Source organism: Novosphingobium lindaniclasticum LE124, from assembly GCF_000445125.1.
In the GTDB taxonomy this organism is placed as follows: Bacteria; Pseudomonadota; Alphaproteobacteria; order Sphingomonadales; family Sphingomonadaceae; genus Novosphingobium; species Novosphingobium lindaniclasticum.
On record NZ_ATHL01000022.1, the window covers coordinates 1 to 1,465 of the forward strand.

1 rRNA gene is annotated in these 1,465 nt (G+C 53.1%); it reads right to left on the reverse strand.

Annotated elements, in window-relative coordinates:
* Nucleotides 1-1,465 (reverse strand): 23S ribosomal RNA (locus L284_RS27550); the annotation flags it as partial.

Sequence of the window (1,465 nt, forward strand, 5' to 3'; positions counted from 1 at the left end):
CGACAAGGAATTTCGCTACCTTAGGACCGTTATAGTTACGGCCGCCGTTTACCGGGGCTTCAATTCGGAGCTTGCACTCCTCCTCTTAACCTTCCGGCACCGGGCAGGCGTCAGACCCTATACGTCGTCTTGAAGCCGACTTAGCAGAGTCCTGTGTTTTTGCTAAACAGTCGCTACCCCCTGGCCTGTGCCCCCTGCCAGTGCTTGCGCATAGACAGGGCCTCCTTCTTCCGAAGGTACGGAGGCAATTTGCCGAGTTCCTTCAGGATACTTCTCTCAAGCGCCTTGGTATACTCTACCTGACCACCTGTGTCGGTTTCGGGTACGGTCTATACGGTGGGGCTATTTCCTGGAACCTCTTCAAAGCCTGACCAATCCAATAAGGCCAGACAATACACGAGATCCGTCACACACCACCAGGCCCACGAATATTAACGTGGTTCCCATCGACTACCCCCTTCGGGCTCGTCTTAGGGGCCGGCTCACCCTGCTCAGATTAGCTTTAAGCAGGAACCCTTGGTCTTTCGGCGAGAGGGCATCTCACCCTCTTTATCGCTACTCATGTCAGCATTCGCACTTCCGATACGTCCACGACCCATTACCAGATCGCTTCACTCGCTTACGGAACGCTCCGCTACCGCTCAGATCGAAGATCTGAACCCTAAGCTTCGGTGCATCACTTTAGCCCCGTTACATTTTCGCCGCAGGAACCCTTGTTTAGACCAGTGAGCTGTTACGCTTTCTTTAAAGGATGGCTGCTTCTAAGCCAACCTCCTGGTTGTTTTGGGATTCCCACATGCTTTCCCACTTAGTGATGACTTGGGGACCTTAGCTGTAGGTTAGGGCTGTTTCCCTTTTGACGACGGACCTTAGCACCCGCCGTCTGTCTGCCGGATAAGTCTCGTTGGTATTCGGAGTTTGGTTAGTATTGGTAGATCTCGCGACCCCCGCAACCATCCAGTGCTCTACCCCCAACGGCATACATCCGACGCTCTACCTCAATAGATTTCGCGGAGAACCAGCTATTTCCCGGCTTGATTGGCCTTTCACCCCTAAACACAACTCATCCGAGAATTTTTCAACATTCAACGGTTCGGTCCTCCAGTGCGTGTTACCGCACCTTCAACCTGGTCATGCCTAGATCGCCGGGTTTCGGGTCTAATACACCATACTCTGTCGCCCTGTTCAGACTCGCTTTCGCTGCGCCTACACCTAACGGCTTAAGCTCGCATGGTACATTAAGTCACTGACCCATTATGCAAGAGGTACGCAGTCACCCCCTAAAGAGGCTCCTACTGCTTGTAAGCATTCGGTTTCAGGTACTGTTTCACTCCCCTCATCGGGGTGCTTTTCACCTTTCCCTCACGGTACTGTGTTCGCTATCGGTCATGTACGAGTATTTAGGCTTGGAGGGTGGTCCCCCCATGTTCAGACAGGATTTCACGTGTCCCGCCCTACTCGAGTC